General features: G+C 37.2%; 3 protein-coding genes. 2 read left to right on the top strand and 1 reads right to left on the bottom strand.

Annotation, left to right across the window (positions count from 1 at the left end):
- Positions 1-8 precede the first annotated feature (8 nt).
- Positions 9-671 carry a thiamine phosphate synthase gene (locus tag ACFIO3_RS11105; RefSeq protein ID WP_375704463.1) on the bottom strand — a complete coding sequence of 221 codons (663 nt, stop codon included), beginning with the start codon at positions 669-671 and terminating at the stop codon, positions 9-11.
- A gap of 364 nt (positions 672-1,035) precedes the next feature.
- Between ACFIO3_RS11105 and ACFIO3_RS11100 the strand changes: the two genes are divergently transcribed.
- Positions 1,036-2,178 (top strand): OpgC family protein, encoded by a 1,143-nt coding sequence (locus tag ACFIO3_RS11100; RefSeq protein WP_375704462.1) that lies wholly within the window; start codon positions 1,036-1,038, stop codon positions 2,176-2,178.
- A gap of 180 nt (positions 2,179-2,358) precedes the next feature.
- Positions 2,359-2,726: DUF1465 family protein (locus tag ACFIO3_RS11095; protein WP_375704461.1), on the top strand; the 368-nt coding region annotated here is incomplete at its 3' end.

The following is a 2,726-nucleotide window of genomic DNA, read 5'->3' as shown; positions in this document are numbered from 1 at the left end:
CTCCTATATTACAAGGGGGTTTTCTCACATTTTTCTTGCATTGTTTTAAGCAGTATTAAGGGGTTGTCGTTCCCAAAAATGACTTCTTCTACAGCAATGAATTCACATCCAGTCTTTAAGGCTTCATCAAAGGTTGAAAAATCACTCCCCGCTTGCACAACAGCAGGGATTTCCATAATCTCTGCCCACCATGTTGCTAACTGGAGATTGCGGGGGTGAGCATGGGGTTTTTTATCAGCCCCTAATTTGCCAAAAAATAGATAATCAACACCTGTTTCCGCTGCAAGCATAGCACTATGGCGATTGCGTAAATTGCCAAAGCCTATGATTTTTTGTTCCTTTTGCTGATTTTTGAAGTTTTCAAGAGCGTTAAGATCATCTTCTATGTGCAATCCATCAGCCTTTATGCGCCCAGCAATGCGGCTGTCATCAGCGATGAGAAGGGCTGCGTCATGATGTTGAATATCTTCTGCGTAAATTTGCGCTTGTTGTTGTAAAAAAGAGCTATCATCTTTCAACTTTTCAGAATCATAGAGGATGACGCATGCAAAAGACTTTGTTTGTAAAATTTGCTGCAAAAATGTTTGTGGGGTGTTGCGCCGAACATCAAGTGTTAAAATCAACTGAGGGAAAAGAGGTGGATCAATTGGTTTATTTTTTTGTTGTGTCATGTCAAATCCCTGTTTCTTAGAAAAAATAATGCTTAAAAATTAAAGTTTCATTCTATTATGCTTATTTGCGATGAAAGTGACCACCATTTTCACGTAATTTAAAGGATTTGTGGGTGTGTGGAGGCCTGCTTATGAGAAATGAGAGTGTTTTTAAGCATAATATGTTGCCTTTTTGCTGTGATACACGTATGGACGCTTTTCGTTCTTTTGCCTTTAAAAAACTTTTGCCTTTTAAAAAATAAACGCTTAAAATGAAACTTGACACTTAAAAATTAAAATTTCATCCTGTTCATGCTTGTTGGCAATAAGGGTAAGCGCCATTTTATAGGACTTCAAGGGGTTTGCAACGTGTGGGAGTCCACTGATGAAATACCAAGGTATTCTTGAGCATAATACTCAACCTTTTCGCCGTGATACACGTATTGATGTTTTTCGTTCTTTAGCCTTATTGACGATTTTCATTAACCATATTCCCGGAACGATCTATGAGTCTTTTACTCATAGAAATTTCGGTTTTTCTGATTGTGCAGAAATATTTGTTTTGCTTTCAGGGGTTTCTCTGGGGTTAAGCTTTCATGCGCGGTTACAGCAAAAATCCTTTGCTTTTATTATCCGAAAACTTTGGTACAGAGCTCTGCAGCTCTATGGTGCATATCTTTTTACGACTTTTGTAACTTTAAGCCTTTTTTTAGGGGCATTTTTCTTATGGCGAACAGAAAAACTTTTATCAATGAACAATGTAGGACTCTTTTTTAAAGAGCCTGTTATCGCATTTTTGAGTACCTTAAGCTTTGGCCATCAATTGGGATATAATAATATTCTTCCTCTTTATATCGTTTTGATGTTTTTTGCGCCTTTTATCCTTTATTTGAGTTGTAAACAGACAAAATGGCTGCTTTTGGGCTCCTTTACACTGTATCTTATCTGCGGATTTTATAAAATTGCTCCTCCTTCTTATCCTTTAGAGGGAAAGTGGTTTTTAAATCCTTTGTCTTGGCAATTCTTATTTGTCATAGGATTGACCAGTACTTTAGCGCTTAAACAAGGAAAAAAAATCGCGTTTCAGTCTTTTTGGATTGTTTGTGCGGCAGCATATCTCTTGTTGGCGCTGTTATGGGTTCGCTTAAACTGGTGGGGCATTTTGGGCTGGCTTGGCTGGTCTTCCCCGTTGATGAACTTTAATAAAACCTTTTTAAGCTTGCCACGTTTACTTCATGTTCTTGCATTAACCTTTCTCATTTTTTCTTTGCCACATGTCAATAAATGGTTTTATGTCTCTCCAAAACATCCTTTAGCAATTTTAGGAAAACATAGTTTACCGGTCTTTGTAACGGGAACCATTTTTGCGATGTTTGGACAAATTGTAAAAACAGTGATGACAGAAACGGTTTTTTCCGATACCTTCTTAATAATAACGGGTATTGCTTTGCAATTTGGAGTCGCTTATTATTGTGAAAAACGGCAATCTTGGCAGTGGTCCTTTTCAAGGAAAATGATCCGTTTATAAAAAACATTCCTATAGTGTTTGTTTGGCGCGTTAACCTTAGTATAAAAAGCGCGTTGCGCAAAAGATTTAAAAGAGGTAGCAATTTTAAAAAAAAGCATTCTATACAGCAATAAAAGAAACTTTTTAATCCTCTGTTCGTTAAGGGGTATGATTTTGTGCTGATACTTGGAGTATAAAAGCGTGAGCGTACATAAACGTCCATATGATGAACCTATTATCATGATTGAGCATAATGCTTTTGAAAATGCTTTTAATCGTCTCTATGAAGAAACAATGGCGCTGATTGAAAAGACTGCAGCATACATTGACTCAGAAGGGAAATTAGTGGCACGTTCCCTTTCAACAGAAGTTTCTGCAATCTATGCGAAAGAGGCTATGTATTTAAGTACACGACTTATGCAAATCGCTTCTCAACTCCTTCTTCTTCGAGCAGAGCGCGAAGGGGAAATGTCATCAGAACAAATAAAAAAGGAAATTGTAAAAGTATCTCTTCATACACCGACATTGGAACTTGAAACCCATCATTGGCATGAATTGCCAGAAACTTT

It is taken from the genome of Bartonella sp. AD328YNZD (assembly GCF_042196425.1).
This window is presented reverse-complemented; position numbering and strand designations above follow the sequence as displayed.